The sequence below is a fragment of the Streptomyces sp. NRRL S-920 genome (assembly GCF_000717945.1).
Taxonomy (GTDB): domain Bacteria; phylum Actinomycetota; class Actinomycetes; order Streptomycetales; family Streptomycetaceae; genus Streptomyces; species Streptomyces alboniger.
Window position 1 is genome coordinate 215847 of sequence record NZ_JODF01000001.1, and the last position, 26768, is coordinate 242614.

The window sequence follows — 26768 nt, forward strand, 5'->3', positions numbered from 1 at the left end:
ACCGGTCACGGCCGACTGCTGAGGCCCCGCGGCTCGCGGCCCGTGGTCTACCGTGACGGCATGACGCGTCCGAACCCCAGCGCGGTATACGACCGCTACGTCACCCGAATCGCCGACCAGACCGTGCAGTTGGTCTCTGCCCTCAACGGCGCGGACGCCGCCGCGCCCGTCCCGGGATGCCCCGGATGGACCCTCGCCCACCTGCTGCGTCACGTCGGAGGGACGCACAGCTGGGCCGAGACGATCGTGCGGACCCGGGCCACCGGGCCCGTCCCGGACGATCAGGTGAACGAGGTCACGCCCGACGCGGACGACGACATCGCGACGCTCACCGCCTGGCTCACGAAGAGCACCGCCCGGTTCGTGGACACGCTGCGTGACGCGGGACCGGACGCCAGGGTCTGGACCCCGGCCCCGGGTGGCACCCCGCTCTTCTGGGCCCGCCGCATGACGTACGAGACGGTCGTCCACCGCTTCGACGCGACCGCGGCGGTCGGTGGGGCATACACCCTGGACGCCGACGTCGCGCTCGACGGCCTCGACGAGTGGCTGGAGTTCAGCACTCTGCCGCAGGCGTACGAGTCGGAGGCCGCGCACCGCGCGCTGCTCGGCCCCGGCCGCACGCTGCACTTCCACGCCACCGACGCCGCTGGTGCGCCCGGGGGGCCGGGGCCGGGGCCGGGTCCGAGTTCGGGGGAGTGGTTCATCGACCTGACCGCGGCCCCCATCTCCGTGAGCCACACCCACAAGAAGGCGGCCACAGCGGTACGCGGCCCTCTCACGGACCTCCTGCTCCTCCTCTACCAGCGCCGCGCTCCGACCCCCGCGGACGGCATCGAGGTCCTGGGAGACAAGGACTTCCTCACCACATGGATGAGCGCGGCGGGCCACTGGCTGCGGAGGTGATTCGTTCCAGCAAACAAGCGGCCGTCCCCGGTGGAAGCACCGCCGCTATTCCCCGGGCCAACCGGCGCAGGGCACGACCTCGAAGCCCCGGGCGGGGAAGACCGCGTCCATGAAGAAGTCGTGGATCGCCGCGTCGCCATCGGCGCAGCCGTCACGCAGCACGGTGATGTCGTAGCCACGGTCTGCCGCGTCGTAGCACGTCGCAGCCACCATCGCGCTGGTCGCGACCCCGGCGATCGCCAGGCCGCTGACGCCGCGTGCCCGGAGTACGAGGTCGAGATCCGTGCCGGCGAACGCGCTGGCCCGGCGCTTCAGTACGACGACGTCCTCGTCGGCCACCGGCAGCACGATCTCCGTCCCGGCCGACCCCTCGTGGAAGGCGTCCCCGGATTCGTAGAACGCCTTGAGCGTCGCGTTCCCCTGTGGCACGTCGGCCCCGTTGTCCCGGAAGGCGAAGTGCACGAACACCACGAGGACCCCGGCCGCGCGAGCGCGCGGAATCAGTTCGGTGAGCGGTGGCACGACCTCCCTGGCGAACGGGTAGCCGCTCGTGATGCCCCGCTGGACATCGCCGACGATCAGTGCGGTGGTCATGAGAGGCTCCCGTCCCACTCCGCTGTCCCGCGCCCGGCGATCAGCGGGACGGCCATGTGGCGGCCACTCTAATGCCATGATCACCCTCGGTGGGCGGCGAGCACGGTCAGGGGGTGGGACCCGAACGGCTCAACATGACCGGCTGGTCAGCCCTTCCCCATGCCAGGCTCGTCGAGGATCAACCCCCCACCCCGAGGAGTGAACTCTTATGGGCATCAAGGACGAAATGCAGGACAAGGCCCAGAAGGCCAAGGAGCAGCTGCGGAACAAGCAGGACGAGGCGTCCCAGCGAGGCCGGACGGAGCAGGACCGGCTTCGGGAGCGTGGCGATGACACCCGCCAGAGCGGCGAGCGGTCGTTCGATGACATCCAGGACGACATGGACGACCGCCGCTAGACCTGCGGCTGTCCGGGCCTGCATCCCCGCACGGGGGTGCAGGCCCCTCGCTGTGTCAGTGTCCCGTTGCTGCCGGCACCAGCGACCTCGCCACCGGCGGCAGGCACGCACTCCTCCTCAGCCTCCCGCACGCCACGGGTGCCGAGGACTGAGCCACCAGCCGACCAACTCCGCTGCCAAGCAGGCCAACCCCGGTCAGCCTTTCGGGCCTGCCCCGCTCGTACGCCGAGCGGACCGAGGCAGGCCCGCACGCCCACCCCCGTGTACGCCGCGGCACGCCCGGGCAGGTAGCACCGGACGGCCACGGCGAAACAGCCGCGCGGAGGGTGGGGCAGGCGGCTGCGACCGGCACAGGCCGTGCGAGGCCGACAGGTCACGACAGGGGCGGGCCGCGCCGCGGCACCGGAGCGGGAGGAGTCGGAGATCATGGCACACGACACGGTCCAGGACTGGGAGTTCACCGACGACCGGGACCAGTTGGTGAGGGCGCCACACCGTCCGGCCCGGCTGGTCGCCTACGTGCCGACAGCCGCCGCACTCCACGACCACGGCATACGCCTGTCCGGCCTCTTCGGCTCCGCGCACGACGACCCCGCCGTACCGGATCCCGCCAAGTCGGGCAGCCTGCCCCTCGCGGACCTCCCCTACTTCGGAGCGGGCTCCGCGCTCGACCTGGAAGCGCTCCTCGCCGCGGAGCCCGATCTGGTCATCGCGCTCACCTACGGCGGCGGCCAGGTCTACGGCATTGATCCGGAGGCCGCCAAACATCTGGAGGAGCGGGTCCCCGTCGCCGTGCTCGACGTCGGCCGGGGCCGCAGCCTCGCCGGAATCCGGGACCGCCTCACCACCCTCGCCCACAGCCTCGGCGCCACTGAGCAGCCCGAGGCGGAAGCCGAACTCGCCGCGGCCGAGCGCAGGTTGACCGACGCGGCGGGCCAACCCGTACGGCCGCGTGTGCTCGCCCTCTCACCCGCGGGATCCGACTCCGTCCACCTGGCGAGGCCCTACGCCTGGCCCGACCTCGCCGCACTCGCCGGACTCGGCGTCGGCGTCGTGGACCCCGCACCCGGACAGGGAGCCAACTGGTCCACGACCACCTGGGCCGAGGCGGCCGCGCTGGAGCCGGACCTCGTGCTCACCGACGTACGCCGCAACGCCGCCGACCTCGGCGAAGCCCTCGGCGGCGGCATCCGTGCCCTGCCCTGGAACCCCGAACTGCCGCCCAGCGCCCAGGAACACGCCCGCTTCTTCACCGCGCTCGCCGAAGCCCTCAAGGACGTGCGGCCCGGGTGCGCCGAGCGGTAAATGGTGTGCGGCCGGTCCGCCCGGCGTGGTACTTCCACTTGCCATGGAAGATCTTGTGACGACGCGGCTCGTGCTGCACCCGATGACTGTCGAGGAGGCCCGCCGCGTGGTGGCGGGCACGCCCGGGGAAGGGGAGTTGTGGGGGCCCGGGTACCCCACCGACGGAGACGTGGAGTCGGCGACCGACTTCCTCGGCCACTGCGCGCGGACCGGCAACCCACAGCCCTTCGGGGACTACGAGATACGCGAGCGCGAGAGCGGCCGGGTGATCGGCAGCCTCGGCTTCAACCGGCCGCCGGACGCCGAGGGCACCGTGACGATCGGATACGGCCTGATCCCCGCCGCCCGCGGCAAGGGGTACGCCGTCGAGGCGCTGCGCGAACTGCTCCGACTGGCCCGCGAGCAGGGCATCAGCTGCGTGAAGGGCGACGCGGACCTCGACAACATCGCCTCGCAGCGCGTCATGGCCTCGGCCGGCATGCGGTACGTCGGAGCGGACGAACGCGTGAAGTACTACGAGAGCACCTGGTAGCCGGCCCGCCCGCAGGCGCCGCCTCGCTCACCCTTCGTCGGCGCGGCGTGCGCGCAGCGTCCGTACCTTGTGGAGGTTTCCGCAGTGCTCCATCGAGCACCAGCGGCGCCGCCCGGGGCGGGAGGTGTCGACGTAGATCAGGTAGCAGTTGTCGGACGCGCATCTTCTGATGCGGTGCGCGAACGGTCCCGTCAGCAGGTCGACGCCGTCGCGCGCGACGGTGGAGAGCAGCCCGGTCCCGTCGGCGGCTCCCGCCCAGCGGCGTTCGCCGTCCGGGCCCACGGAGGGGACGAGCGGCGGGTGCGCGGCCGCTTCGTTGATGGTGTCGAGGTCGGCCGGGGCGGGGGTCTCACCGAGGGCGCGGGCGGTCGTCACGCGGAACAGCGCGTCGCGCAGCCGCCGGGCGTCCACTACTTCGGCGTCGGTCACCTCCAGGTCGGGTGTCGGCGTCAGCCGCGACCGGCCGGCCCAGGCGGCCAGGTCACCGGGTGCGTGCAGCACCTCGTACCGGCGGAACTCGCCGGGGCCGCCGGTGGTCAGCAGCTCCAGGCAGAGCGCGCCCGGATCGAAGCGGTAGGTGGCGCCGCTGTGGGCGCGCATCAGGATGCCGGGGGACGCGGACGGTGCCATGTAACCAGGATAAGCGGTTACGGATAGCTGTTCTAGACTCCCGGCATGGATGACACCTCGCGGGCCCGGCTCGGCGCCGGAAAGTATCTGCTGGTCAGCAGCTACCGGAAGGACGGCTCGCTCGTGCCGACCCCCGTCTGGGTCGTCTCCGACGGTGACGCGCTCGGGATCTGGACGGCAGCGGACTCCTGGAAGGTGAAGCGGATCCGCCGCCGCGCGGACGTCATGGTCGGCCCCTGCGACCTGCGGGGCAACCCGACGGGCGGGCAGGTGCCCGCCACCGCCGAGATCTGCCCGCCCGAGGTCACCGCGCGCTACCGCCGTCTCATCGCCCGCAAATACGGGGTGCTCGGCTCCCTCACCCTGCTCGGCAGCAGGCTGCGACGCGGCTTGAACGGCACGGTCGGGATCCGCATCACGCTCACCGGCTGACCGCCGCGGCCCGCTCACCCCTTCAGGAAGCGCTCGGCTCCTGCCGCGGCGCGGTCGCCGACTGGAGCGCCGAGATGCACGCGCCGATGGCCTGCTGGAGTTCTTCGAGGCGCCGCAGCATGTCGTCCTCGTAGATGTCGCGGATGTCGTCGACGGTCGCGATGTCGTCGAACGTCAGCTCCTCGAACACCTTCGTGGCCTTGTGCAGGCTGCCGTAGAACTTCGCGCGCCGCTCCTGCACGCGCAGCTCGGGGTCGCTCTGGACGGTCTGCGCGACCAGATCGCGCACCGTGTCGTACGCCTCGCGCGCCCACTCGCCGGACTCCTCGCCGTCGTCCAGCTCGTCGATGAGGGACAGGTGCCGCTCGGCCTCCTCGCGCAGCTCGGCGGGCGCGTCGATCACCTGGCCTGCGGGCGTCTTGACCTGGCCCTTCTCCACGATCTGACGGACGTAGTCGACGCGGTCGCCCGCCTTGGCCTCGGCGGCCACGGCCTTCTTGAGGTCGTCGGCGCGGACGATGTCGCGGACCAGCTCGGTCCGGAGTGCCGGGTCCTCCCCCAGGCGGTCCATCAGCGCCTTCCGCGCCGCCTCCGCGGTGCCCGGGTCGGCGAGGATGGCGGCCCGCAGCGCGGTCGGGTTCTCCGCGACCTCCAAGGCCTTCGTGGGCCGGATGCCCTCGGCCTCGGCGGCCTCCGAGATCGCGTCGCCGCGTGGGGTGAGGGCGCTGGAGCGGGAGGAGTAGTACGACAGCCAGACGTCCGCGTCGGGCAGCTCCACGTCCATGCCGGGGGAGAGCGCCTCGAAGTGCGGCACGAGCCCGTCGTCGGCGGCCTTGTCCCACGCCTTGTAGTAGCGCATGACGCGGTCGGCCGAGCAGCCCGCCAGCTCCGCGAACTCCTTGGCCGAGATCTTCGGCGTCTCGCCGGCGCTCTGCCCGCCCGGGCGCACGCTGCGGGCGACCTTCAGGCCGAAGGCCCAGCCGCCGGTACGGGCGTAGGCCCCGAAGTCACGGGCGTCCTCGGCCACCAGGCGCGCCGCGTCGGCGGACGGGACGGCTGCCTCGGACGGGGCGATGGCTACGGTCACGGAAGCTCTCCTGGTGCGACAGGTGTACGGAGGTTGACGCGATACTTTATCGCTCCTATTGGGATGGTTTGCACGCGAGTTGGCGCGGGGTGACACGCGGGCGCCCGCGACGGGGCGCAAGCCTTCGTGCCGGACCGACGGCTCGCAGTAGGGTGCGTGGATGAGCATTCTGGATGACGCCCGCCCGGGCATGAACCCCGAGATCCGCCCGCAGGACGACCTCTTCGGACACGTCAACGGCCACTGGCTGGACACCGAGAAGATCCCCGAGGACCGCTCCAGCTGGGGCCCCTTCGTGCAGCTGGCCGATACGGCCGAACAGCAGGTCAAGGAGATCATCCAGGATCTGGCCGAGTCCCCGGACGGCGAGGGTGCCTCCGCCGACGAGGCCCGCAAGATCGCCGCGCTGTACGCCTCCTTCATGGACGAGGAGACCATCGCCGCCCGCGGGCTCGCCCCCGCGCAGCCGCTGATCGACGAGGTCGCGGGCCTGCGGGACGTCCGTGACCTCGCCGCGTTCCTCGGCCGCTTCGAGCGCGTCGGTGGCTCCGGCCTCTTCGGTTCGTACGTCGACTCGGACGACCGCGACTCCGACCGCTACCTCTTCAACATCCTCCAGGGCGGCCTCGGGCTGCCCGACGAGTCGTACTACCGCGACGAGAAGTTCGCCGAGATCCGCGAGAAGTACGTCGCCCACCTCACCGAACTGTTCAGGCTCGGCAAGCACGCCGCCCCCGAGGCCGCCGCGAAGACCGTGCTCGCGCTGGAGACGCGGCTCGCCGCCGGCCACTGGGAGCGCGCCGAGACCCGTGACGTACTGAAGACGTACAACCTCACGACACTCGACGAACTCCTCGCGCTGGCACCGGAATTCGACTGGCGGGGCTTCGTCAAGGGCCTCGGCGGCTCGGACGCCACCATCGCGGAGACCTGCGTCCGCCAGCCGTCCTACCTCTCCCACCTCTCCGCGGTCCTCGCCGAGGTGCCGATCGAGCAGTGGCGGGACTGGGCGCTCGCGCGCGTGCTGCGCGCCTGCGCGCCGTACCTCACGGACGACTTCGTGCGGAACAACTTCGAGTTCTACGGCCGTACGCTCAACGGCACCCCCGAGCTGCGCGCCCGCTGGAAGCGCGCCGTCGCCCTCGTGGAGGGCGCCATGGGCGAGGCCGTCGGCAAGGAGTACGTGGCGCGGCACTTCCCGCCGTCGTCCAAGGCGATGATGGACGACCTCGTCGCCAACCTCCTCGAGGCCTACCGCCAGTCGATCGCCCGGCTGGACTGGATGACCGACGAGACGAAGGCACGGGCGTACGAGAAGCTCGCCACGTTCCGCCCCAAGATCGGCTACCCGGACACCTTCCGCGACTACTCCGCGCTCCGGGTCAGCGCCGACGACCTGCTCGGCAACGCGCAGGCGGCGGCCGCGTTCGAGACGGACCGGGAGCTGGCCAAGATCGGCTCGCCGGTCGACCGCGACGAGTGGTTCATGCTGCCGCAGACGGTCAACGCGTACTACAACCCGGGCACCAACGAGATCTGCTTCCCCGCGGGCATCCTCCAGAAGCCGTTCTTCTCGCCCGACGCCGACCCGGCGGAGAACTACGGCGGCATCGGCGCGGTCATCGGCCACGAGATCGGCCACGGCTTCGACGACCAGGGCGCGCAGTACGACGGCGCGGGCAACCTCAACGACTGGTGGACCGCCGCCGACAAGACCGCGTTCGAGGCCAAGTCGAAGGCCCTCATCAAGCAGTACGACGCCTTCTCGCCCCGCAACCTCCCCGGCGAGTTCGTCAACGGTTCGCTGACGGTCGGCGAGAACATCGGCGACCTCGGCGGCCTGACCATCGGGCACACCGCCTACCTCATCTCGCTCGACGGGGCGCCGATGCCCGAGAGCGAGGAGGGCACCGGCTCGCAGCGGCTCTTCAAGAACTGGGCCTACTGCTGGCGCACCAAGCGCCGCAAGGAGCAGGAGCAGCAGTACCTCACGATCGACCCCCACTCGCCCCCGGAGTTCCGCGCCAACATCGTCCGCAACCTCGACGAGTTCCACGAGGCGTTCGGCACGACGGAGGGCGACGGCCTGTGGCTGGACCCGGCGGAGCGCGTACGAATCTGGTGAGCCCCCGCGGGGCGCCGCGGCCCTTCGGCGCGCGGCGCCCCGCGGTTCAGTCCAGTTCCGGCCCGGCCGCGGGGGCGGGACAGTGTTCCACCTCGGAGCGGTGGGACAGCACGGCGGCGATCTTCCGGTCCAGCCAGGGGCCGACGTCGATGGCCGTGGTGACCTGCTCGTCCGGGACGCTGCGCAGCGCCTTGCGCGCGCCGATCACGGCGCGCAGCGCCGCCACGGCCGAGTGCGGGTGCGTGGCCAGATAGAGGGCGCGCGGCCGCCAGGGCGGGCCGGCCTCCGGGTAGAGCTGTTCGAGCCCGGCGGCCTGTGCGGCGAGCACGGTCACCCGGTGGGTGTGCACATGGTCGGGGTGGCCGCTCAGCCCCCCGTAGGCGTCGTGGGTGACCACGATCTGCGGGCGGACGTCCCGGACGTGCGCCACCAGCCGCCGCACCGCCTCGTCGAGCGGCGCGTCGCACAACCGGGGCTCGCCCGGGGCCGATTCCGGCACGCGCGCGTCGGCGAAGCCGAGCAGGCGAGGCTCGCCCGCGCCGAGAATCCGTACCGCTTCCGCCAGTTCCGCGGCACGCCGCGTGCCGGGCGAGCACGCCCCCGGCCGCCAGGGATTCGTCGTCGGGGTGCGCGAAGACCGCGAGCAGACTGGGCACCGTCATCGAGCTGCCACCTTCCGGTGCGGGAACGGTGGTGGTTCAGCATAAGCGTTGAGGACCCCGAAAACAGAGTGACAGAGGCCCCGCCATGGGCAAGACTCCGGCCGTGCGTGATCGTGTGGAGACTCCGTCCGGGCTGCTGCTGCGTCGATGGGCCGGGCTGGATGCCCGCCCGGTGATGACTGCGTTTGCGGACCCTTTGATGCGCAGGCAGTCCGAGGAGGCGATCGACTCGCAGGACGCCGCGGAACGGTGGATCTGCGAGTGGACGGAGCGATGGGAGGCGGGGTCCGCTTTCGCCTTCGCCGTGGTCGACGGGAGGGGCGTCGTGCTCGGAAACGTCGCCGTCGGTGCCATCGACCGGCCTCATGCGACCGGCTGGGTTTCGTACTGGACGACGCCCACGGCCCGCGGGCGGGGTGTCGCCTCGCAGGCGTGCGGGGCTCTGGCGCGATGGGCGTTCGATGACGCCGAGTTGTTCCGCCTCGAACTGGGCCACCGGGTCAACAACCCCGCGTCGTGCCGGGTCGCTGCCGCCGCCGGCTTCGCGGTCGAGGGACTTCAGCGGCAGAAACTCGCCTACGACGGCGTGCGCTACGACGTCGAACTCCACGCAAGGCTGGCAAGCGACGAAGAACCGTCACTCCAGGCCGACTGGTAACGAGGGTGGTAGGGGGCGAGCCGGATCATCCAGCCGTACGCGCCTCCCGCACCGCGAGCGGGACGCCCAGGGGGCGGGCCAGGCCCACGATCCCCTCGTCGAGGCGCTGGAGATGCCGCAGTACGCGGAACGTCACCGAGCCGGTGCGCAGCACCTCGTGGCGGCCGCTGTCCAGCATCGAGGCGATGCTGGCACCCGACTCGATCTCGCCGTCGGTCTCCTCGTCGCGCACGTGCGCGGCGATCAGATCGATGTTGTGCGTGATGCGCCGCCCCGCGAGGGCCAGGCGCGCGTCGGCCGCCACGCTCTTGCTGGAGGGCACCAACTCGGCCGTCGCCGCGAGGGAACGCGCGTGGTAGGCGGAGGTCTCCAGGAGCGCCACCACATAGCGGGCGTTCTGCCGCCGCGCCCGCAACGGAGCGATCGGATGGGTCAACGGCTTCGTGGAACTGCGCAGATCGTCCAGCGCCGTGTCCAAGTCCCGCGCCAGGTCCACGAGATCCACCGCGGGCCCGCCACTGAGCTGCGCCACCGCCGCCGAGACGACGTCCCGAAGGCGCGCGAGGACGGTGCCCAGTTCCTCGTCCGTACGGTGTGACGTCCGCACCGGCAGCACCAGGACCGCCGCGATGATCCCGCAGGCCGCGCCGAGCGCCGTCTCCTCCACGCGCAGCACCAGGACATCGAGGCTGTAGGTGTTGAGCAGGGTGTAGAGCAGGCCCAGCATCGCCGTGACGAAGAACGACATCAGCGCGTACGACAGGGGCGCGGTGAAGAACATCCCGAAGACGCAGAGCAGGACCAGGGCGAACGCGATCCACGTGTGGTTGCCGACGGCTCCCGCGAGCGCCACACCGGCCACCACACCGAGTACCGTGCCGAGCAGCCGGCGGTAGCCCTTGACCAGGATCTCGCCGGTGGACGCGGTGTTGAGGAAGACGACCCAGCAGGTCAGCACGGCCCAGTACCAGCGCTGCGTGGACAGGAACTCGCCGCCGACGATGGCCAGCGCCGAGCCCACCGACACCTGCACGGCCGCCCGGGTGGTAGGGCGCCGCAGCCCGGTCGGCTCGTCATCGGCCGCCTCCGCCGCCTCACCCGCGATGGAGATCTCCTCCGCCTCGAACTCCTCGCGGGAGCGGGCGGCTTCCGGGGTGTCGTACTCCTCGTCCCGCGAACCGTCCACCGCCAGCCGCAGACCCAGGATGGCGCGCGCCGCCTCGCCGACCGCGCGGAAACAGTCCTGGATCGCGGGCGAGCCCTGGGGGAGGCCCTGCTCCTCGCGGTAGCCGAGCAGCCTGTTGCGTACGTAGGGGAGCGCCGTGCCGCGCTCGTCGGGCGCCAGGCGCATCACGAGCAGGCGCAGGGCGTGCAGATCCCTGCGCAGCGCCGTGCCCGCGTCCTGGGCGATCCGCGCGCGGGGCGGCATGGACGCGGACGCGTTCGGCAGGTGCAGCGTGAGCGTCTCCACGCGCTCGGCACCGCGCGCGTTGAGCAGCAGCACACCCAGGCGTTCGGCGGCGATCTCGGCGTCGGCGACCCTGCGTTGCAGCAGCGCCGCGGCCGACGCGTCGCGGGTGCCCTCCTCGAGGCGGCCCTGGATCATCAGCGCGGCCTCGTGCAGCCGGGCGGTGCTCCGCCGCAGATCGACGAGGACCTTGTCCACGTCCTCGGCGTCGGCGTCGAGCAGGTCGGTCTGATGGGCGATGAGCTGGGCGAGCCGGGCGCGGAACGCCTCGCGCAGCCGCGCCAGGGTGCGTTCGGGAGTCTCCGGTACGAGGGCGAACCGCGCGACGGCACTGCACGCGAAGGCGATCACCAGCGTCAGGTACAGCTCCGGCAGGGCGGAGACGGACGCGCTCACGAAGAGCGACACGAAGTAGACCTGGAAACCGATCAGGCCGAGCGCGGTGCCCCGGTCACCGAACCGCCGCGAGTACACCGCCCCGAAGATCAGCATCACGAAGAAGAGGTCACCGGCGATCACCCGGGAGTTGAGCAGCGCTCCCAGGGATATCGCGGCGAGCGCGACGGGCAGGCCGAGCGCCAGTGTGACCGCCTGGCCGCGCACCTCCTTCTCCTGGATCGCGAACGTGGCGACCATCGCCGCCATCGCGCCCGCGACCAGATGCGTCACCGAGGTGCCGACGAGGGCGAGTACGGCCAGGGCGAGGAGGATCGCCCCGACCGTGCGCAGCCCCGCCATGAGCCGCAGGAGTCCCGGGTCGGAGGCCGAGAACCGGTCCCAGACGCCCTTCGCTGTCCTTCGTGCCACTGCCATCGCGATGCCGTACTCCCCATTGCTCTCTCGGTGTCCTCCGGGCGCGTAACCCAGCATCGCACGAGCGCGTTCGAGGAGATCAAGGCTGGTCGGGGGCCTGTTGGCGGCACCGGGCGGTGACCGCGCCCCGGCGGCCGTACAGCGCCGCACAGGAAGAGTCGTCACAGGAAGAGACGTCACAGGAAGCTGACGTTCTGCGCGAGGGCGAGCCCGCCGGAGTAGTTGACCGTGTTGGTGGCCGACCGCATATAGGCACGCCACGCGTCGGAGCCGGACTCGCGTCCGCCGCCGGTCTCCTTCTCGCCGCCGAACGCCCCGCCGATCTCCGCTCCGGAGGTCCCGATGTTCACGTTGGCGATGCCGCAGTCGGAGCCCTCCGGCGACAGGAACCGTTCGGCCTCCTGCTGATCGCGCGTGAAGATGCTCGACGACAGCCCCTGGGGGACGTCGTTGTGCAGCGCGATCGCCTCGTCGAAGGTGTCGTACGTCATGACGTACAGGAGCGGTGCGAACGTCTCCTCGCGTACGACGGGGGACTGGCCGGGGACGCGTACGACGGCCGGTTCGACGTACGCGGCGTGGGGCGCCGTCCGCGCCGTGCGACGGTCGCCGCCCGCGAGGAGCCGGCCGCCTTCCTCGCGTACGCGGCCCAGCGCGTCCCGCATGCCGTACAGCGCCTCGGTGTTGATGAGCGGTCCGACCAGGGTGGCCCGGTCGAAGGGGTCGCCGATGGGCAGTTTCTGGTAGGCGTCGGTCAGCCGCCCGACGAGCGTGTCGGCGATGTCCCGGTGCGCGATGAGGCGCCGCAGCGTCGTACACCGCTGCCCCGCCGTGCCGACCGCGGCGAACACGATGCCCCGCACGGCGAGATCCAGATCGGCGGACGGCGCGACGACCGCCGCGTTGTTCCCGCCGAGTTCGAGCAGGGAGCGGCCGAAGCGGGCGGCCACGCGCGGCCCGACCGCGCGCCCCATCCGGGTCGACCCCGTGGCGCTGACGAGCGCGACCCGCGGGTCGTCCACGAGCCGTTCCCCCACAGCGCGGCCGCCGAGCAGCAGCCGGTGCACATCGTGGGGCGCGTCGCACTCCTCGGCGGCCCGGGCCAGGAGCCGGTCGCAGGCCAGCGAGGTCAGCGGGGTCAGCTCGGAGGGCTTCCAGACGACCGTGTCACCGCAGACCAGCGCGACCGCGGTGTTCCACGACCACACCGCGGCGGGGAAGTTGAACGCCGAGATGACCCCGACGACGCCGAGCGGATGCCAGGTCTCACAGAGGCGGTGCCCCGGCCGTTCGGAGGCGATGGTGCGGCCGTAGAGCTGACGGGACAGGCCCACGGCGAAGTCGCAGATGTCGATCATCTCCTGGACCTCTCCGAGCGCCTCGGAGCGGATCTTGCCCGCTTCGATGGTGATCAGGTCGGCCAGGTCCTCCTGGTGTTCGCGCAACAGCACGCCGAGCCGCCGCACCAGGTCCCCGCGCCGGGGCGGAGGGGTCGTGCGCCAGGACAGGAAGGTCTCGTGGGCGGCCGCGAGGGCCTCCTCGGTCCCATCCGCGTCCGCGGCGGCCAGGGCGAACAGATCCTCGCCGGTCACGGGGGTGCGGGCGAGCAGGCCCTCGCCGTCGGGGACGGTGACTTCGACACGGTCGAGGGCGGCGAGGGCGCGGGCGCGCAGCTCGTCGGTGGAGGGGAGGGCGATGCCGGTCATGTTGCTCCCTTGGGAGTGAGGGGGGTGGCTGGTTCGGGAGGCCTGGGGGTCATCGGGGCACGGCGTCGAGGTCCAGCTCGCGGGCGACGCGCACGAGAGAGGCGTCCCGCTGACGCTCGTACAGCGTGAAGGGGTCGAGCACCTCGCGCTCCATGGCACCGGAGAGGCGCTCGGCGTCGTACGCGCTGCCTTCCCGATCACCGTCCCTGGAGCCCGTGGAGCTGAGGTTCGACTGGAAGATCCCGGCGGCGGAGCGGGGGAGGAAGTCCTCGTACACGATCGGCTCGGCCCGCACCCAGCCCTCCCGCAGGAGCGCGCCGAGGTCCGTGGAGGGGCGGCCCTCCCGGGGGCGGCCGGGGACCGGGTGGTAGGTGAAGAAGCCGAGCCCCCGTTCGGCCAACTCCCGCTCGGTGGAGGGAAGATGCTCGGACCACACGGCGCGGGCGACCTCTTGCCGCTCCGCGGCCGGCCGGTGCGCGGCCCGTTCGTCGACGAGATCGAGCAGCCGGTCGTACAGGGCGCGGCCCTCGCGGGTCAGCGCGATACCGCGGGCCTCGACCTCGCCGAAGCGCACCCGCAGCGCGCCGCGGGTCACGGTGCCGTCCGCGGCGCGCAGGGCACGCGGCTCGGCGAGCGCCCGGAAGGACGTCTGACGCAGCAGGACGTCGGGCCCCTCCCAGCAGGGCGGCCCCTGGATGGTGTCGATCATCTCGATGCCGCGCGCGGTCATGCGCCGGTACAGCTCGTCGATGTCCAGAACGCGCGGCGTGAGGTGGTTGATGTGGGTGCTGCGTACGCCGCCGATGTCCGCGGCGACGGCGGAGACCCGCTCCAGGGCTGCGTACCAGTCCCTGTCGATGGGCTCCGCCGACAACTCGAAGGCCTGGACGGCGAGTTCGAGGAAGCGCTCAGCGTCCGCCCCGGGCAGCTCGCGCTCGGCCTCGGCGCGGTCGGCGAGGCCGAGCAGTTCCGGCCCGAACAGCTCACGACCGTCGAGGAACGCGGTCAGCCGCGAGCGCAGGTCCGCGTCGAAGAAGCGGGGGTCGCAGACGGTGAGCATGGAGGTGAAGACCCGGAAGGGGTTGCGGTCCAGCTCGTCCTTCGCGACGGGCCGGAACGCGGTCGATACGACGGGCAGCGCGTTGGCGGCGGTGTCGCGCAGGTCGTAGAAGCCGACGGGGCGCATGCCGAGGGCGCCGAAGACGCGGGCGACCTGCCGCAGCTCGCCGGGGGTGCCGACGCGGATGGCGCCGTGCCGTTCGGCCGTGACGCGACCGATGGACCCCAGGCGCTCGGCGTCGGCGCCCCGTGCGCGCAGGACGTCGTCGTTGACCTCGCGCGATACGTCCACGAGCTGTGCGTAGGCGGGGACTTCACGCCCGTACATCCGGGAGAGCCGCGCGGCGAACGCGGCACGCAGCCGCCACTGCCCGATCATCGGCACGTCGTCCTTTCGGCGGGGGGCCGCGCCCGTCCCGGCGCGGATTCAGACCACATGGGCCTCGGGGCGGCTCGCGTGCCCGGTGTGGAAGCGGTCCGCGCTGAGCGGGGCGATGTCGACGTGTGGCCGGCGCCCCAGGTACAGATCGCGGACGATCTCGCCCACGGCGGGAGCCTGGAGGAAGCCGTGCCCGGAGAACCCGGTGGCGTACAGGAAGTTGGGGACGGCGGCGGAGCGGCCGATGAGCGCGTTGTGGTCGGGCGTGACCTCGTAGAGGCCCGCCCAGCCCCCGGCCGTCTCCATGCCGGCGACGGCGGGCGCACGCCGCCGCAGGGCCGCCCGGAAGAGGTCGAGCCACTCCGGAGTCCACGTGGTGTCGAAGCCCTCCGCCTGGCGGGGGTCGGCGAGGCCGAGGAGCAGCCCGTCGTCGCTGTTGTGGAAGTACGCCGATGACGCGAAGTCGATGGTGAAGGGGATGCGCGGCGCGGCGGGCGCGAGCGGGACGGTGAAGGCCAGTTGCCGCTTCACCGGCCGCACCGGCAGCTCCACGCCCGCCATGGCGCCGACCCGCGCCGACCAGGCGCCCGCGGCGCACACGACCGTCGCGCAGGAGACCGGGCCGCGGTCGGTGCGCACGGCCGTCACGCGGTCCCCCGTGGTCTCCATGCCGACGACCGTGGTGCGCGTCGTGAACACCACCCCGGCGAGGGCCGCGGCGCGGGCATAGCCCTGGACGACGAGGGCGGGCCGCGCGTGCCCGTCGGCGGGGGAGTAGGCGGCGGCCGTCAGCCCTTCGGCGCTGACGTAGGGGCAGAGCGACCGGGCCTCGGCCGGGCCGATCATGCGGCTGGGGACGCCGAGTTCGTTCTGGGTGCGTACGCCGGTCTCGAACTCCGCCGCCTGCCCGGGGTCGGACAGCAGGAACAGATAGCCCACGGTGGCCAGTCCGATGTCGGCGCCGGGGCGGCGCGGGAAGTCCTGGAAGGCGCGCAGGCTGCGGTGCCCGAGTTCGATGTTGAGCGGATCGGAGAACTGCGCCCGCACACCGCCGATCGGCTTGCCCGAGCTGCCACCGCCGAGCGTGCCGCGCTCGATGACGACGATGTCGCGTACGCCCGCCTCGGCGAGGTGGAAGGCGATGCCTGCTCCCATCACGCCGCCGCCGACGATGACGACCTCGGCGGTGGACGGGAGCCCCGACGAGGAGGCGGACGGGACGAACGACGCTGTGGACACCGAGGACATCAAGGGGCGGCTCCTTCCCGGGCGGTGGGCCGGGTGCCCGACATGGTGCGCCTCCGTGATGACCGGCGTCCATGAGCCGCGGGCGCGGGTGACCGATTACGACCCCTCGGCGGACCGGACGAGCACCCGGCCGGGCCCGCCCGCACTCCGGCGCCCGATCCGCCGCCAGGCCGTGAACGCGGCCATGGCCACCAACAGGTAGACGAGTACGAGGAGTTCCACGTCCGGCGACGACAACTCGGCGTGCCAGCCCGCGCCGCGCTTGCCGCCCTCGTACACCACGCGGTTGACGGTCAGGAAGGCCAGATGGGCGCCGATGGAGACGCACAGCGGGGCGCGCCCGACGGCCGTGCGGGCGGTGACGAGCATCAGGCCGAACACGGTCAGGAGGATCAGATAGCCGACCGGATCCTGCCCGCCGGGCGCGAGTCCGACGGGCCCGGCCTCGCGGCCGAGAAGGCGCGCGGTCGTGGCCCCCACCACCGTGGAGAAGCCGGGCGCGACCAGGAACACGGCGGTCGTGCCGAGCGCCGCGCCCACACCGCCGAGGCGCTCGCGCAGCGACGTCCACACGTAACCGCGCAGCGTCGTCTCCTCGGGCAGCGCCTCCAGCAGCAGCGCGACCACGCCGTTCGCCACCACGAACCCGGCCAGCGTCCCCGGGTCGGGGGACGACCAGCGCAGCAGCCCGGCGGCCGTCCCCGCGCCCAGTACGAGCCCGGCGGATCCCACGATGACGCCCGCCCCGATGAGCAGCGCCCGAAGGTTCTCTCCCGCGCCGCCGAACCCCAGGTCCTTGAGTGAGCCCTTCCGGCGGTGCAGCGCGAACACCACCAGTGGTACGGCCACCGCGCTGACCAGCACGGCCGGAATGAGCCGGGCCACGAACCCGCCCGCTCCGAGGGCGTCGGCGATCACCGGCCCCAGCTCGGTGCCCACGCCCAGCGCCGAGCCCATGACGAGGCCGCCGCCCAGAGCGCGCCCCAGCGTTCCCGCGCGGGAAGGGGTGGGTGAGTCGGGGTGCAGGCCTGCCATGTGTCTCTCCTCGCTGGGCGCCCGTCGCGACGGGGTGTTTCCCCCATCGTCGGCGCCCGCGCGAGCACGGGAGTCGTAGCCGCGGATGAAATGCGGGTACATCCTTCGATGCAGGTCAGGGGCGGCCCGGCGGGGGAGACGCGGTCACATCGGGGGAGTGGCGGGCGCCGGACCCAGGGTGGTCGTACCGGGCGCGGCCCGGTGTCCGAGCCCCGTGCGGTACGCGTCCATGGCGGCCTCCACCCGTCCGGTGCGCCGCAGCAGATCGCCCAGCAGCCGGCAGAGGTCCGCCAAGTCCCCTGCCGCGCTTGACCGTTCGAGCAGTGAGAGCGCGGCGCAATAGTGCTCCTCGGCGCCCTCCGTGTCGCCCCGCTCCTCGGCGATGAGTCCGAGCAGCCGGTGCGCGCCGCCCGCGTGCACCGCGCCCCGCCCGGCCCCGAGCGCCTCCGTGCCGTGGCCCGCGTCGTCCCTGTCGTCGGCCGGGGTCAGCAAGGGCCGCAGCAGCGCTTCGGCCTCGGCGGTCCTGCCGCGCCGCCGCAGGACGTCCGCCAGTTCCACCTCGACCTGCTCGGTGAAGAGCGCGGCCCGCTTGGAGGCGAGGATGGAGCGGGCCGTGCGCAGCTCGCTCTCGGCGTGCTCCAGATCGCCGTCCTGGGCGTGGACGTAGCCGCGCATCCAATGGCAGTGCGCCAATTCGGTACGGATGTGCAGCTGCCGGTACAGCTCCTGGGCCTTGGCGAGTGAGGCGTCCGCCTCGGCGATGCGGCCTTCGGCGATGAGGGTGCGGGCCACTCCGCGGTGCATGCCCGCGACCAGCGCGGGGTCGCTCACGCGCGGGGCGAGAGCGAGCGCCAGTTCGGCGGCGTGCGCGGCCCTGGCGTGCGCGCCCATGTCCATGTAGGGCGCGATGGACGCCGTGTAGAGAAGCAGCAGCGCGTCCGGGTCGTGCAGCCCGGTGGCGCCGAGTTCGTCGAGGGTGCTCTCCAGGAGGTAACAGGCGTACCGCAGCTCGCCGGTGAGCAGATGGGCGGTGGCGCGGCCCCGGATGGCCGGAACCCGGCGGGGCAGCGGCTCGTCGGCGAGCAGTCGCTCGGCGGCGGCGAAACAGTCGCGGGCGCCGGTGAGTTCGCCCGACTCCAGCAGACAGTCGCCGAGGCCGAGCAGCGCGGCCGCCTGCTCCTCGGTGAGCGCGTGTGTGACGGATTCCTCGTGGAGTGCGCGAAAGAGCGCGGCCGCGTCCTCGGGGGCGCCGGTGGCCAGGGCACGTCGGGCGTCGGTGAGCCGCAGGCGCAACCCGGTGGCGAGTGCGGCGGGGCGGCCGGTGGCCAGTTCCTCGTAGCTGACGCCGAGCCGGTCGGCGAGGTGCCGCAGCGCGGCCTCGGAGGGCCGGACCCTCCCCGACTCCAGTGTGGAGATGTACGCGGGGGTGTAGGCGGGCTCGGCCAACTGCCGCTGCGTCAGGCCCAGTTCACCGCGCAGGCGCTGGACGCGCCGTCCGATCTCGGCCGGGTCGTCGGGCCGCACGGAGGCGGTCTTGCGCGCGTTGCCGGGTCGTACGTCGTCGGAACCGTTCTGTGCCACCACTGGCCTCTCCCTGCGTCGCACCCGGGCGTTGGCGCTCCGGTGCCCCGGAGACTCGGGGCGGTCGGTGCTGCGGGGCTCTCGGAACCGTATGAACGGGCCCGCCCCACCAGCAACTTGACGCACACCCATTGCCTGGAATCCCACGAGCCTCTACGTTGAGCCGCGCCTTAACCGCACTTAACCCGCCATTTATATCGCGGACTTCGGAAGGACACCCATGCCCCCCACACACCGAATACCCGGCCGTGCCAGACGCACCTCGCTGGGAGCCGCCCTCGCCACCGGGGTCGCCCTCACCGCGGGGCTCGCCGTGACCGCCCCGGCGGGCACCGCCACGGCCGCGGGCCCGGACCCGGCGGACCGGCGGACCCAGAGCGTCGAGTACTTCACCGGCCCCGGCGCCCACCCCCGGCAGGCCGAGGTCCCCGCCGCCGAACCGCTCTCCACCAAGGAGCGCGCGGCGATCCAGGGCGACGGGGACGTCGTCCCCATCGTGCAGGCCGGGCCGACCGGCTCCAAGCTCGACGTCGTCTTCATCGGGGACGGCTACACCGCCTCCCAGCAGGAGGACTTCCACGCCGACGTGCGCGCCAAGTGGGCGAAGGTCTCCGCCGTCGAGCCCTACACCTCGTACAAGAGCCTCTTCAACGTCTGGGCCGTCGACGCGGTGTCCCGGCAGTCCGGCGTCTCCGGTGACCCGACGAGCGGCACGGTCAAGGACACCGCCCTCGGCTCGGCGTTCTACTGCGACGGCATCGAGCGGCTGCTGTGCGTCGACACCAACAAGGTCGAGTCGTACGCGAAGAAGGCCGCGGACCCCGACCTCGTCATCGTCCTCGCCAACTCCACCAAGTACGGCGGCGCGGGCTACAACGACATCACCTCGCCGTCCGGCTACGACGGCATCGCCACCGCCTCCTCGGACAACGCCCAGTCCGACCAGGTCCTCGTCCACGAAACGGGCCACTCGCTGGGCAAGCTCGCCGACGAGTACTGGTACGACGAGTACGGCACCTACACCGGCGCCGAGCCCTGGGAGACGAACACCAGCAAGCGCACGGCCGCCCAGCTCACGGCCCAGAAGAAGAAGTGGTACCGGTGGATCGGCCGTACCTCGCCGGACGGTGGGACCGTCGGCGCGTACGAGGGCGGCGGCTACTACCCGCGCGGTCTCTACCGGCCCACCCAGAACTCGATCATGCGTACGCTCGGCCGCGAGTTCAACCTGCCCGGCCGCGAGGCGATGATCGCCGGCTTCCACCGGCACGCGTCCGTCCTCACCCCCGTGACGCCCACGGACAAGGAGGTGCGGCGCGATGCGAAGGTCACCGTGCGGGTGGCGGACGGCATCCGGCTGCGCTGGTACGTCGACGGCCGCGAGGCCCGGCAGGCCAGGGGCGACAGCACGGTGAGCCCACGCGCGCTGGGCGTCCCCGCCGACGGCCGTACACACGAACTGACGGCCCGCGCCACGGACCGCACCCCAGCGGTCCGCGACCCGAAACTGCGCCGCTTGCTGACGGCTTCGCTCACGTGGCGGGTCACACGCTGATCCGGTCCGCGCCGCGCGGGAGAGGCTCGGGCCGTGGGCCGGCCTGTGGGCCGGGCCGGGCTGTGGGTCGGGCTGGCCTGTGGGTCGGGCTGGCCTGTGGGTCGGGCTGGCCTGTGGGGCTGGTTCGGCCTGTGGGACCGGCTCGCCCCGTGGGACCGGCCCGCCCCGCGGAGCCGGGAGGCCTACATGACGGGAGGGACTCGCTCGCCCTGTGGGGCTGGTTCCGCCTGTGGGGGCTGGTTCGGCCTGTGGGAGCGACTCGCCCCGTGGGACCGGCCCGGCCCGCGGGCCCGGCTCGGCCCGTGAGAGCGGCTTGCCCCGCAGGCCTGGCCCGCCCCGCAGAGTCGGGAGGTCCACGTGACGGGAGCCGAATCACTCGCCCCGTGGGACCGGCCCGGCCTGTGGGAGCGGCCCGGCCCGCGGGCCCGGCTCGGCCCGTGAGAGCGGCTCGCTCCGCAGGACCGGCCCGCCCCGCGGGACTGGGAGGTCTACGTGACGGGAGCCGACTCGCTCCGCCCGCCCGGGACCGCGACCAGGGCCGGGGCCGCGATCGGGACCGGGACCGGGATAGGCGGCGGGGCCGGCGTGTCCGATCGCGCGCTCGACTCGCGTACGACGAGGGTCGGGGCGAGTCGGACCGACCGCTGCGGGCCCGCGGCGTCGCCGGACAGGCGCAGGCCCAGCAGGCGTGCCGCCTCCGCGGCCAGCTCGGCCACCGGCTGGCGGACCGTCGTGACGCCCGGCGCGGACAGCGCCGCCATCGGGATGTCGTCGAAACCGGTGACGGCGACCTCGCCGGGCACCGCCACCCCCAGCTGCTGGAGTCGCTGGAGCGCCCCGATCGCGATGAGGTCGTTGGCGCAGACCAGGGCGTCGGGCCGGGCGGGCCACACCTCGTCGACGGCGGCCCGCCCCCACTCCACGGAGAAGTCACCGAGGGCCACCCGCTCCGGAGCGCCGGGATCGAGCGCGATGGCCCCCGCCGCGTAGGCGGCGCGCCGCTCGGCGGCCGCCGAGGCCGTCCCCGCCGCCCCGAGGAAGCAGACGCGGCGGCGGCCGGTAGCGGCCAGATGGCCGAGGACGAGAGCCATGCCCGCCGTGTTGTCGACGGCGACGGAGTCCGCGACGCCGGGCCCGCAGCCGCGGTCCATCAGAACGAGCGGCACCCTCGCGGCCGCGGCCGCCACCGCCTCCCGGCTGCGGTCCTCGTCCGCCGGGATCACCAGAAGCGCGTCGACCTGCCGGCTCAGCAGATCCGCCACGTACTCCGCCTCGGCCGCGGGATCGTCGTCGCAGTCGGCGAGCAGCACCGCCCGCCCGTCGGCGTGCAGGGCGTGCGTCAACTCCCGTACCAGCGCGGGATAGAAGGGGTTCGTGATCTGCGGCAGGACGAGGCCCACCGTGCCCGTGCGGCGGCCGCGCAGCGCCCGGGCCGCGTGATTGGGCCGGTACCCCAGCGCGTCGGCGGCCTCGCGGACCCGGCGGGCGGTCTCGGCGCCGACGGCGCGCGTACCGGACAGGACCCGGGAGACCGTGGCGACGGAGCAGCCGGACATCCGGGCCACGTCTCTCAGCGTCACGTCGGCCACGCCGTGCCCGTCCCTTCGACCAGCCGCCAGATTTCGGCAAACGTTATCAGCGGGCGTTCGTCACAACCAGGCCCTTCGGTTTACGCCGGATTCCGGCAGTTGGCACCCTTCTGCCCCCCCACTCGGTGCCTGCGGAACCGTGTCCGTTCCGGGCGCGTTTGGCAGGGTGTGGTTTCGGCCATTGACATAATTTGTCGCTGTGCACAAAGTCTTTGGAGAACGTTTTCCCGAGCCGTCTCCCCACCGGGGCTACGGCTCAGCCGAACAAAGAGGTTCCGCGATGCCCCGAAAGATCATCCTGGACTGCGACCCGGGACATGACGACGCGATCGCCATGCTCCTGGCGCACGGCAATCCGGATGTGGAGCTGGTCGCCGTCACCACCGTGGTGGGCAACCAGACCCTGGAGAAGGTCACCCGCAACGCCCTGTCGGTGGCCCGCATCGCGAACATCACCGGCGTCCCCTTCGCCGCGGGCTGCTCCCGCCCCCTGGTGCGCACCATCGAAACGGCACCCGAGATCCACGGCGAGAGCGGCATCGACGGCCCCGTCATGCCCGAGCCGGTCCTGACCCTGGACGGCCGCCACGCCGTCGACCTGATCATCGACACGGTCATGGCGCACGAGCCCGGCGAGATCACCCTCGTCCCCACCGCCGGTCTGACCAACATCGCCATGGCCGCCCGCAAGGAACCCCGCATCGTCGAGCGCGTCCGCGAGGTCGTCCTGATGGGCGGCGGCTACCACACGGGCAACTGGAGCCCGGTCGCCGAGTTCAACATCAAGATCGACCCCGAGGCCGCGCACATCGTCTTCAACGAGAGCTGGCCCGTCACCATGGTCGGCCTCGACCTGACCCACCAGGCACTCGCCACCCCCGAGGTCGTCGAGCGCATCGCGAAGGTCGGCACCGGGCCCGCCGTCTTCGTCAACGAGCTGCTCGACTTCTTCGGCGCCATGTACCTGGAGGCCCAGGGCTTCGCCGCGCCGCCGGTGCACGACCCGTGCGCGGTCGCGTACGTCATCGACCCCGACGTCATGACGGTCCGCAAGGCCCCCGTCGACATCGAGCTGACCGGCACCCTCACCCTCGGCATGACCGTGACGGACCTCCGCGCGCCCGCCCCCGCGGACTGCCACACCCAGGTCGCCGTCGACCTCGACCACCAGCGCTTCTGGGACCTCATCGTGGACGCGCTCGAGCGGATCGGTGACGTCCCCGCATGAACGCCTCCTTCACCGAACCCCCCGCCGCCGCCCCCGGCGGCGCCCGCGGCTCCCGCCCGGTCCGCATCGGCGTCCTGGTCACCGCGCTCCTCGCGGCCTGCTTCGCCTTCCAGCTCAACGCGAGCATGCTCAGCCCCGCCCTGAAGAACATCGAGGACTCCCTCGGGGCGACCTCCGCCGAAGTCGGCCTGACCCAGACCGCCTTCTTCACCTCCGCCGCGCTCTTCTCCCTCTTCCTGCCGCGCCTCGGCGACCTCGTCGGACGCCGCAAGGTACTCGCCGGAATGCTGGCGCTCATGGTCGTCGGCTGCGTGGTCGCCGCGCTCGCCGAGAGCGTGCCCATGCTCTTCGCGGGCCGCGTCATCCAGGGCGTCTCAGGCCCCACCGTGCCGCTCTGCCTGATCATGCTGCGCAACGAAGTCCACGAGCCGAAGAAGTACGGCACCCTCCTCGGCGTCATCACCGCCGTCAACGGCGGCATCGCGGGCGTCGACTCCCTGGCGGGCGGCTACCTCGCCGACCACCACGGCTTCCAGTCCGTGTTCTGGCTGATGGCCGGTGTGGCCGCCGTCGCGGCGCTCCTGGTCGCCACGCTCACCCCCGAGTCGAAGGCCGCTCACAGCACCGACAGCCGCATGGACTGGCCCGGCGTCACTCTCCTCGTCGTCTCGGTCGGCGCCGCCCTCATCGCCCTGAACGAGGCGGGCAAGCTGGGCGCCGCGAACTGGCCGCTCGTCGTCGGCCTCCTCGTCGTCGCGGGCATCGCCTTCGCCCTGTTCTGGCGCACCGAGGACCGCAGCAGCCACCCCCTGGTCGCCACCCGTCATCTGCGCCAGCGCTCCACCTGGGCGCTGCTGCTCACCACCGTCCTCACCATGACGGGCGTCTTCGCCGTGATGAACGGCATGATCCCCGCCTTCGCCCAGGACGCCCAGGCCGGTTTCGGCATGGGAGCCGAGCAGTCCGCCTGGTGGACCCTGACCCCGTACGCCCTCGCGGGCCTCGCCATGGGCCCGATCGCCGGGCGCCTGGCCGCCACGTACGGATACGGCCGCATCCTGCGCCTCGGCCTCATCGGCTCGATCGTCACGGTGACCCTGATGCTGTTCACCCTGCACACCGACTCGCGCCCGCTGCTCCTGGCCGCGTCGATCCTCATCGGCGTCACCTACGCGGGCGTCGGCAACATCGTCCTCAACGGCCTCGGCATCGTGCTCTCCCCGAAGGAGAACCCGGGCTTCCTGCCCGGCCTGAACGCGGGCGCCTTCAACCTCGGCGCCGGCCTCAGCTTCGCCGTCCTGTACGCCGTGCAGACCGCCGCCGAACCGGCCGACAAGACCTCACCCGCCGGGTACGCGGCAGGCATGATCGCCGGGGTCGCGCTCATCGCGGCGGCCTTCGCGACGTCCTTCCTCATCCCCAAGCCGGTGGAGGCGGAGGCTACGGACTGACCGGACGCCGGTCGGCGGAGACCTGCGTCGGCAGGACGTCGGCCGCCGATGTGCCGAGCCCGGTCGGGACCATCCAGACGGGAACGGACACGCGTGCGCCCGGGGTGAGCGGCGTACGCGGGATGGTGTGGCGGGGCAGGGCCGCGGGCAGGTCGGCGTCCTTGTAGCGGCGTACGCTCACGTGCCAGTGGAGGACGGCGGCGAGGAAGTCCTTGAGTTCCTCCATGTAGGCGTCGAGGACGCCGCGTTCGCCCTCGGTGAGGTCCAGGTCGTCGCAGAGTACGGGCAGCTCATGGCGCAGCGCGTGCTGGAACTGGTCCATGCGGGCCCGCATGAGGTCGTCGACGATGTGCAGGGCGGTGGGGTAGTCGCAGGCGAAGAAGTTCTGGACCACCAGGAGCATGTTGTGCAGCTCCCCCTCGTACTGCATCTCCTTCTGGTACGAGACGACGTCGTTGACCAGGAAGGCGTAGTCGGAGACGGCGTTCTCGACCGCGCGCAGGGTGCCGCTCTCATGGACGGCGGGCGGCAGTTTCCCCGCATGGCCCAGCCGCGACAGGCTCATGATCAGATCGGCGCCGAACGTCTTGCGGCGCATCTCGATGTAGTCGACCGGGTCGGGCACGCGGTGCTGGGCCTGGTTGTGCAGCTCCCACACCCAGCTCCGCACCATGTCGGACACCGCGTCGCGGTAGACCGCACGCTGCTCGGGGCGCATGGGCGTGACCGTGCGCTCCCAGAGATCGGCCAGCGAGCGTTCGAGCGGGCCGACCGCCCCTGCCGCACCGGCCGCGGGGTCCGCGCAGTCCATGCGGGCCAGCAGCCGCTCGGTGCACAGCCGGGCGCCGGCGAGGTCGCGGGTGCGGCCGAAGACGAGGGGGTAGTAGTCGTCGCCGTAGGTGCCCCAGGTCAGCCACTCCGCGCTCAGTTCGATCTGCTCGGGGGTGCCGTCGGGGTCGAGGGCCGCCGAGCACAGGGCGAGGTCGTACCCGGTGACCATCTCCAGATCCCAGATGCTGTCGAGCAGACCCATCCGCCCGGCCCAGTCGATGGAGGCCCGGCGCGCGTGCTCGAGGTGCGGACTGGAGCGCACCGGGAAGGGCATGGCGAAGTCGGGCAGCAGGGAAGGGCCGCGATGCTGGTTGAGCACCTGCGTATGGCCGCGGAGCCGGGCCCGGGCCGAGCGCCCGAACAGCCCCTCGATGTCCAGTGCCGAGGTGCCCAGGACCCCTTCGAACATCGACCGGCGCGCCGCGGCCTCCTCGTTCATGTAGCGGCTGGAGCGCATGTGCCACTCATGGCCGCCCGACTGCCAGTCCTGTAGCCCCTTCGTGTAAGCGGTGACCCGCGCGCACTCCCCGGCCGTCAGCGCCTCCTCCAGGCACAGGGCCGGGACCTCGGTGACGGCGGTGTTCTCGAACTGCTGGAGGCGGGAGGTCAGCAGGTCGTTGACGGCCTCGGCCGCCTCCTGGGTCGTACACCCCAAGAACGTCTCCAGGACCAGGACGCCGTTGCTGAGTTCACCCTCGTCCTCCACCTCACGCTGGTAGGAGAAGAGGTCGTTGCGCAGGTGGACGGCGTCCGCGAAGGCGTCCGTCAGGACGCGCAGCGGCCGGGAGGCGGCCACGGACGGCGGGAGTTCGGCCTGTGCCGCGTACTCGACGAGCCCCGCCGACCAGGGCGCACCGCCCACCTTGCGGCGCATCTCGATGTACTCCACGGGGTTGGCGACCCGCCCCTCGTTGATGTGGACCAGCTCCCACATCGATTCATTGAGCAGGTTCCTCGTGCTGAGCGCGAACCGCTCCCGCCACTGTCGCGACATGCTCGGCACGGTCCGCGCCCACAGGTCCGCCAGACCGGCCTCCACCGGGTTGACCGGCTCCGGGAAGCCTTCCGCCAGGTCCATCGGCATGAATGCGGGCAGCCGGTCCAGATAGGCCTTTCCGCCCTCCCGGTCCGGGGTCCGCTTGAACATCTCCAGGAAGTGGTCGTCGAAGAAGAACACCCACACATACCAGTCGGTCACCAGAGCCAGCGCCTCGGCGTCACAGTCCGGATGCGTGTACGCGCACAGCAAGGCGTAGTCGTGCGCGTCGAGATCGCTCTGCTCCCAGATCCCGGACCCCTCCAGCATGCCCATCCGCCGCGCCCACGCACGCGAATGCGTTCGGGCGGACTCCAGGTGCGGATTCAGCCGGGCCGGATACGGCACGTAGAAGTCCGGCAGGACGAACGACTGTGACATTGCTGCTCTCCTCTGCTACTTGCTCATCTTGGCGCCCGTACTTGCCCCGGCCCGGCGGGTTGACTGGTGTCACACGGGCG

General features: G+C 72.2%; 21 protein-coding genes and 1 pseudogene. 10 read left to right on the plus strand and 12 right to left on the minus strand.

Features of this window, described 5'->3' with window-relative positions:
• Nucleotides 1–60: 60 nt before the first annotated feature.
• Nucleotides 61–906, plus strand: a complete 846-nt coding sequence (locus tag IG54_RS0100950) for a maleylpyruvate isomerase family mycothiol-dependent enzyme (protein WP_037896001.1) — start codon at nucleotides 61–63, stop codon at nucleotides 904–906.
• Between the two features lie 45 nt (nucleotides 907–951).
• Here IG54_RS0100950 and IG54_RS0100955 read toward each other — a convergent pair whose 3' ends face one another.
• Nucleotides 952–1500 (minus strand): cysteine hydrolase family protein, encoded by a 549-nt coding sequence (locus IG54_RS0100955; protein ID WP_030775875.1) that lies wholly within the window; start codon nucleotides 1498–1500, stop codon nucleotides 952–954.
• Nucleotides 1501–1708: 208 nt separating this feature from the next.
• On the opposite strand from IG54_RS0100955, the gene IG54_RS0100960 reads away from it, so the two are divergent.
• The 3 genes from IG54_RS0100960 to IG54_RS0100970 all read left to right on the plus strand — a co-directional run bounded on the left by IG54_RS0100960 (nucleotide 1709) and on the right by IG54_RS0100970 (nucleotide 3734).
• The gene (locus IG54_RS0100960) at nucleotides 1709–1897 is read left to right on the plus strand and encodes a hypothetical protein (RefSeq protein WP_030775878.1); all 189 of its coding nucleotides are present in this window, start codon (nucleotides 1709–1711) and stop codon (nucleotides 1895–1897) included.
• Nucleotides 1898–2323: 426 nt separating this feature from the next.
• A complete protein-coding gene (locus IG54_RS0100965; protein ID WP_030775881.1) occupies nucleotides 2324–3202 on the plus strand; it encodes an ABC transporter substrate-binding protein in 879 nt (292 codons plus the stop codon).
• A 43-nt stretch (nucleotides 3203–3245) separates the two neighbouring features.
• On the plus strand, nucleotides 3246–3734 hold the full coding sequence (locus tag IG54_RS0100970) for a GNAT family N-acetyltransferase (protein ID WP_030775883.1): 489 nt from the start codon (nucleotides 3246–3248) through the stop codon (nucleotides 3732–3734).
• 27 nt (nucleotides 3735–3761) lie between these two features.
• On the opposite strand, the gene IG54_RS0100975 is transcribed toward IG54_RS0100970, so the two are convergent.
• The gene (locus tag IG54_RS0100975; protein WP_030775886.1) at nucleotides 3762–4364 is read right to left on the minus strand and encodes a CGNR zinc finger domain-containing protein; all 603 of its coding nucleotides are present in this window, start codon (nucleotides 4362–4364) and stop codon (nucleotides 3762–3764) included.
• A 45-nt stretch (nucleotides 4365–4409) separates the two neighbouring features.
• On the opposite strand from IG54_RS0100975, the gene IG54_RS0100980 reads away from it, so the two are divergent.
• Nucleotides 4410–4796 carry a PPOX class F420-dependent oxidoreductase gene (locus IG54_RS0100980; protein ID WP_030775889.1) on the plus strand — a complete coding sequence of 129 codons (387 nt, stop codon included), beginning with the start codon at nucleotides 4410–4412 and terminating at the stop codon, nucleotides 4794–4796.
• A gap of 22 nt (nucleotides 4797–4818) precedes the next feature.
• On the opposite strand, the gene IG54_RS0100985 is transcribed toward IG54_RS0100980, so the two are convergent.
• Nucleotides 4819–5883, minus strand: a complete 1065-nt coding sequence (locus IG54_RS0100985) for a hypothetical protein (RefSeq protein WP_037895898.1) — start codon at nucleotides 5881–5883, stop codon at nucleotides 4819–4821.
• A gap of 160 nt (nucleotides 5884–6043) precedes the next feature.
• On the opposite strand from IG54_RS0100985, the gene IG54_RS0100990 reads away from it, so the two are divergent.
• Nucleotides 6044–8008, plus strand: coding sequence for a M13 family metallopeptidase (locus IG54_RS0100990; RefSeq protein ID WP_030775893.1), 1965 nt, complete (start codon nucleotides 6044–6046; stop codon nucleotides 8006–8008).
• Between the two features lie 70 nt (nucleotides 8009–8078).
• Here IG54_RS0100990 and IG54_RS37525 read toward each other — a convergent pair.
• Nucleotides 8079–8670 (minus strand): annotated as a pseudogene (locus IG54_RS37525) (PIG-L deacetylase family protein); the annotation flags it as partial.
• Between the two features lie 85 nt (nucleotides 8671–8755).
• Between IG54_RS37525 and IG54_RS0101000 the strand changes: the two are divergent.
• Nucleotides 8756–9328, plus strand: a complete 573-nt coding sequence (locus IG54_RS0101000) for a GNAT family N-acetyltransferase (RefSeq protein WP_030775896.1) — start codon at nucleotides 8756–8758, stop codon at nucleotides 9326–9328.
• Between the two features lie 25 nt (nucleotides 9329–9353).
• Here the strand turns inward: IG54_RS0101000 and IG54_RS0101005 are convergent, their stop codons facing one another.
• The 6 genes from IG54_RS0101005 to IG54_RS0101030 all read right to left on the minus strand — a co-directional run bounded on the left by IG54_RS0101005 (nucleotide 9354) and on the right by IG54_RS0101030 (nucleotide 18560).
• Nucleotides 9354–11609 carry an FUSC family protein gene (locus IG54_RS0101005; RefSeq protein ID WP_030775899.1) on the minus strand — a complete coding sequence of 752 codons (2256 nt, stop codon included), beginning with the start codon at nucleotides 11607–11609 and terminating at the stop codon, nucleotides 9354–9356.
• Between the two features lie 176 nt (nucleotides 11610–11785).
• Nucleotides 11786–13315: an aldehyde dehydrogenase family protein gene (locus IG54_RS0101010; RefSeq protein WP_030775901.1), complete on the minus strand. Its 1530-nt coding sequence runs from the start codon at nucleotides 13313–13315 to the stop codon at nucleotides 11786–11788.
• A gap of 49 nt (nucleotides 13316–13364) precedes the next feature.
• Nucleotides 13365–14753, minus strand: coding sequence for a VOC family protein (locus IG54_RS0101015; RefSeq protein ID WP_030775903.1), 1389 nt, complete (start codon nucleotides 14751–14753; stop codon nucleotides 13365–13367).
• A gap of 48 nt (nucleotides 14754–14801) precedes the next feature.
• Complete coding sequence (locus IG54_RS0101020) at nucleotides 14802–16001, minus strand: NAD(P)/FAD-dependent oxidoreductase (RefSeq protein ID WP_030775906.1); 1200 nt, start codon at nucleotides 15999–16001, stop codon at nucleotides 14802–14804.
• Nucleotides 16002–16097: 96 nt separating this feature from the next.
• Nucleotides 16098–17036, minus strand: a complete 939-nt coding sequence (locus tag IG54_RS0101025) for a type II CAAX prenyl endopeptidase Rce1 family protein (RefSeq protein ID WP_051819172.1) — start codon at nucleotides 17034–17036, stop codon at nucleotides 16098–16100.
• A 144-nt stretch (nucleotides 17037–17180) separates the two neighbouring features.
• Complete coding sequence (locus IG54_RS0101030; protein ID WP_030775912.1) at nucleotides 17181–18560, minus strand: helix-turn-helix domain-containing protein; 1380 nt, start codon at nucleotides 18558–18560, stop codon at nucleotides 17181–17183.
• 277 nt (nucleotides 18561–18837) lie between these two features.
• Here IG54_RS0101030 and IG54_RS0101035 point away from each other — a divergent pair, with 277 nt between their 5' ends.
• A complete protein-coding gene (locus IG54_RS0101035) occupies nucleotides 18838–20172 on the plus strand; it encodes a M64 family metallopeptidase (RefSeq protein ID WP_030775915.1) in 1335 nt (444 codons plus the stop codon).
• A 488-nt stretch (nucleotides 20173–20660) separates the two neighbouring features.
• Here the strand turns inward: IG54_RS0101035 and IG54_RS0101040 are convergent, their stop codons facing one another.
• A complete protein-coding gene (locus tag IG54_RS0101040) occupies nucleotides 20661–21761 on the minus strand; it encodes a LacI family DNA-binding transcriptional regulator (RefSeq protein WP_078593569.1) in 1101 nt (366 codons plus the stop codon).
• 280 nt (nucleotides 21762–22041) lie between these two features.
• Here IG54_RS0101040 and IG54_RS0101045 point away from each other — a divergent pair, with 280 nt between their 5' ends.
• A complete protein-coding gene (locus IG54_RS0101045; protein WP_030775920.1) occupies nucleotides 22042–22989 on the plus strand; it encodes a nucleoside hydrolase in 948 nt (315 codons plus the stop codon).
• On the plus strand, nucleotides 22986–24440 hold the full coding sequence (locus tag IG54_RS0101050) for an MFS transporter (protein WP_030775923.1): 1455 nt from the start codon (nucleotides 22986–22988) through the stop codon (nucleotides 24438–24440). The genes IG54_RS0101045 and IG54_RS0101050 overlap by 4 nt, the downstream gene beginning before the upstream one ends.
• Here IG54_RS0101050 and IG54_RS0101055 read toward each other — a convergent pair.
• On the minus strand, nucleotides 24430–26688 hold the full coding sequence (locus tag IG54_RS0101055) for a terpene synthase family protein (RefSeq protein WP_030775924.1): 2259 nt from the start codon (nucleotides 26686–26688) through the stop codon (nucleotides 24430–24432). The two genes, IG54_RS0101050 and IG54_RS0101055, sit on opposite strands and share 11 nt — an antisense overlap.
• Nucleotides 26689–26768 lie beyond the last annotated feature (80 nt).

Excerpts from the sequence above, each read along its gene's own strand:
- IG54_RS0100955 (WP_030775875.1), bottom strand. The coding sequence starts at position 1,500 with ATGACCACCGCACTGATCGTCGGCGATGTCCAGCGGGGCATCACGAGC.
- IG54_RS0101020 (WP_030775906.1), bottom strand. The coding sequence starts at position 16,001 with ATGTCCTCGGTGTCCACAGCGTCGTTCGTCCCGTCCGCCTCCTCGTCG.
- IG54_RS0101035 (WP_030775915.1), top strand. The coding sequence starts at position 18,838 with ATGCCCCCCACACACCGAATACCCGGCCGTGCCAGACGCACCTCGCTG.
- IG54_RS0100990 (WP_030775893.1), top strand. The coding sequence starts at position 6,044 with ATGAGCATTCTGGATGACGCCCGCCCGGGCATGAACCCCGAGATCCGC.
- IG54_RS0101010 (WP_030775901.1), bottom strand. The coding sequence starts at position 13,315 with ATGACCGGCATCGCCCTCCCCTCCACCGACGAGCTGCGCGCCCGCGCC.
- IG54_RS0101050 (WP_030775923.1), top strand. The coding sequence starts at position 22,986 with ATGAACGCCTCCTTCACCGAACCCCCCGCCGCCGCCCCCGGCGGCGCC.
- IG54_RS0100965 (WP_030775881.1), top strand. The coding sequence starts at position 2,324 with ATGGCACACGACACGGTCCAGGACTGGGAGTTCACCGACGACCGGGAC.
- IG54_RS0101055 (WP_030775924.1), bottom strand. The coding sequence starts at position 26,688 with ATGTCACAGTCGTTCGTCCTGCCGGACTTCTACGTGCCGTATCCGGCC.
- IG54_RS0100970 (WP_030775883.1), top strand. The coding sequence starts at position 3,246 with ATGGAAGATCTTGTGACGACGCGGCTCGTGCTGCACCCGATGACTGTC.
- IG54_RS0100980 (WP_030775889.1), top strand. The coding sequence starts at position 4,410 with ATGGATGACACCTCGCGGGCCCGGCTCGGCGCCGGAAAGTATCTGCTG.
- IG54_RS0101025 (WP_051819172.1), bottom strand. The coding sequence starts at position 17,036 with ATGGCAGGCCTGCACCCCGACTCACCCACCCCTTCCCGCGCGGGAACG.
- IG54_RS0100950 (WP_037896001.1), top strand. The coding sequence starts at position 61 with ATGACGCGTCCGAACCCCAGCGCGGTATACGACCGCTACGTCACCCGA.
- IG54_RS0100975 (WP_030775886.1), bottom strand. The coding sequence starts at position 4,364 with ATGGCACCGTCCGCGTCCCCCGGCATCCTGATGCGCGCCCACAGCGGC.
- IG54_RS0101045 (WP_030775920.1), top strand. The coding sequence starts at position 22,042 with ATGCCCCGAAAGATCATCCTGGACTGCGACCCGGGACATGACGACGCG.
- IG54_RS0101005 (WP_030775899.1), bottom strand. The coding sequence starts at position 11,609 with ATGGCAGTGGCACGAAGGACAGCGAAGGGCGTCTGGGACCGGTTCTCG.
- IG54_RS0100960 (WP_030775878.1), top strand. The coding sequence starts at position 1,709 with ATGGGCATCAAGGACGAAATGCAGGACAAGGCCCAGAAGGCCAAGGAG.
- IG54_RS0101000 (WP_030775896.1), top strand. The coding sequence starts at position 8,756 with ATGGGCAAGACTCCGGCCGTGCGTGATCGTGTGGAGACTCCGTCCGGG.
- IG54_RS0101015 (WP_030775903.1), bottom strand. The coding sequence starts at position 14,753 with ATGATCGGGCAGTGGCGGCTGCGTGCCGCGTTCGCCGCGCGGCTCTCC.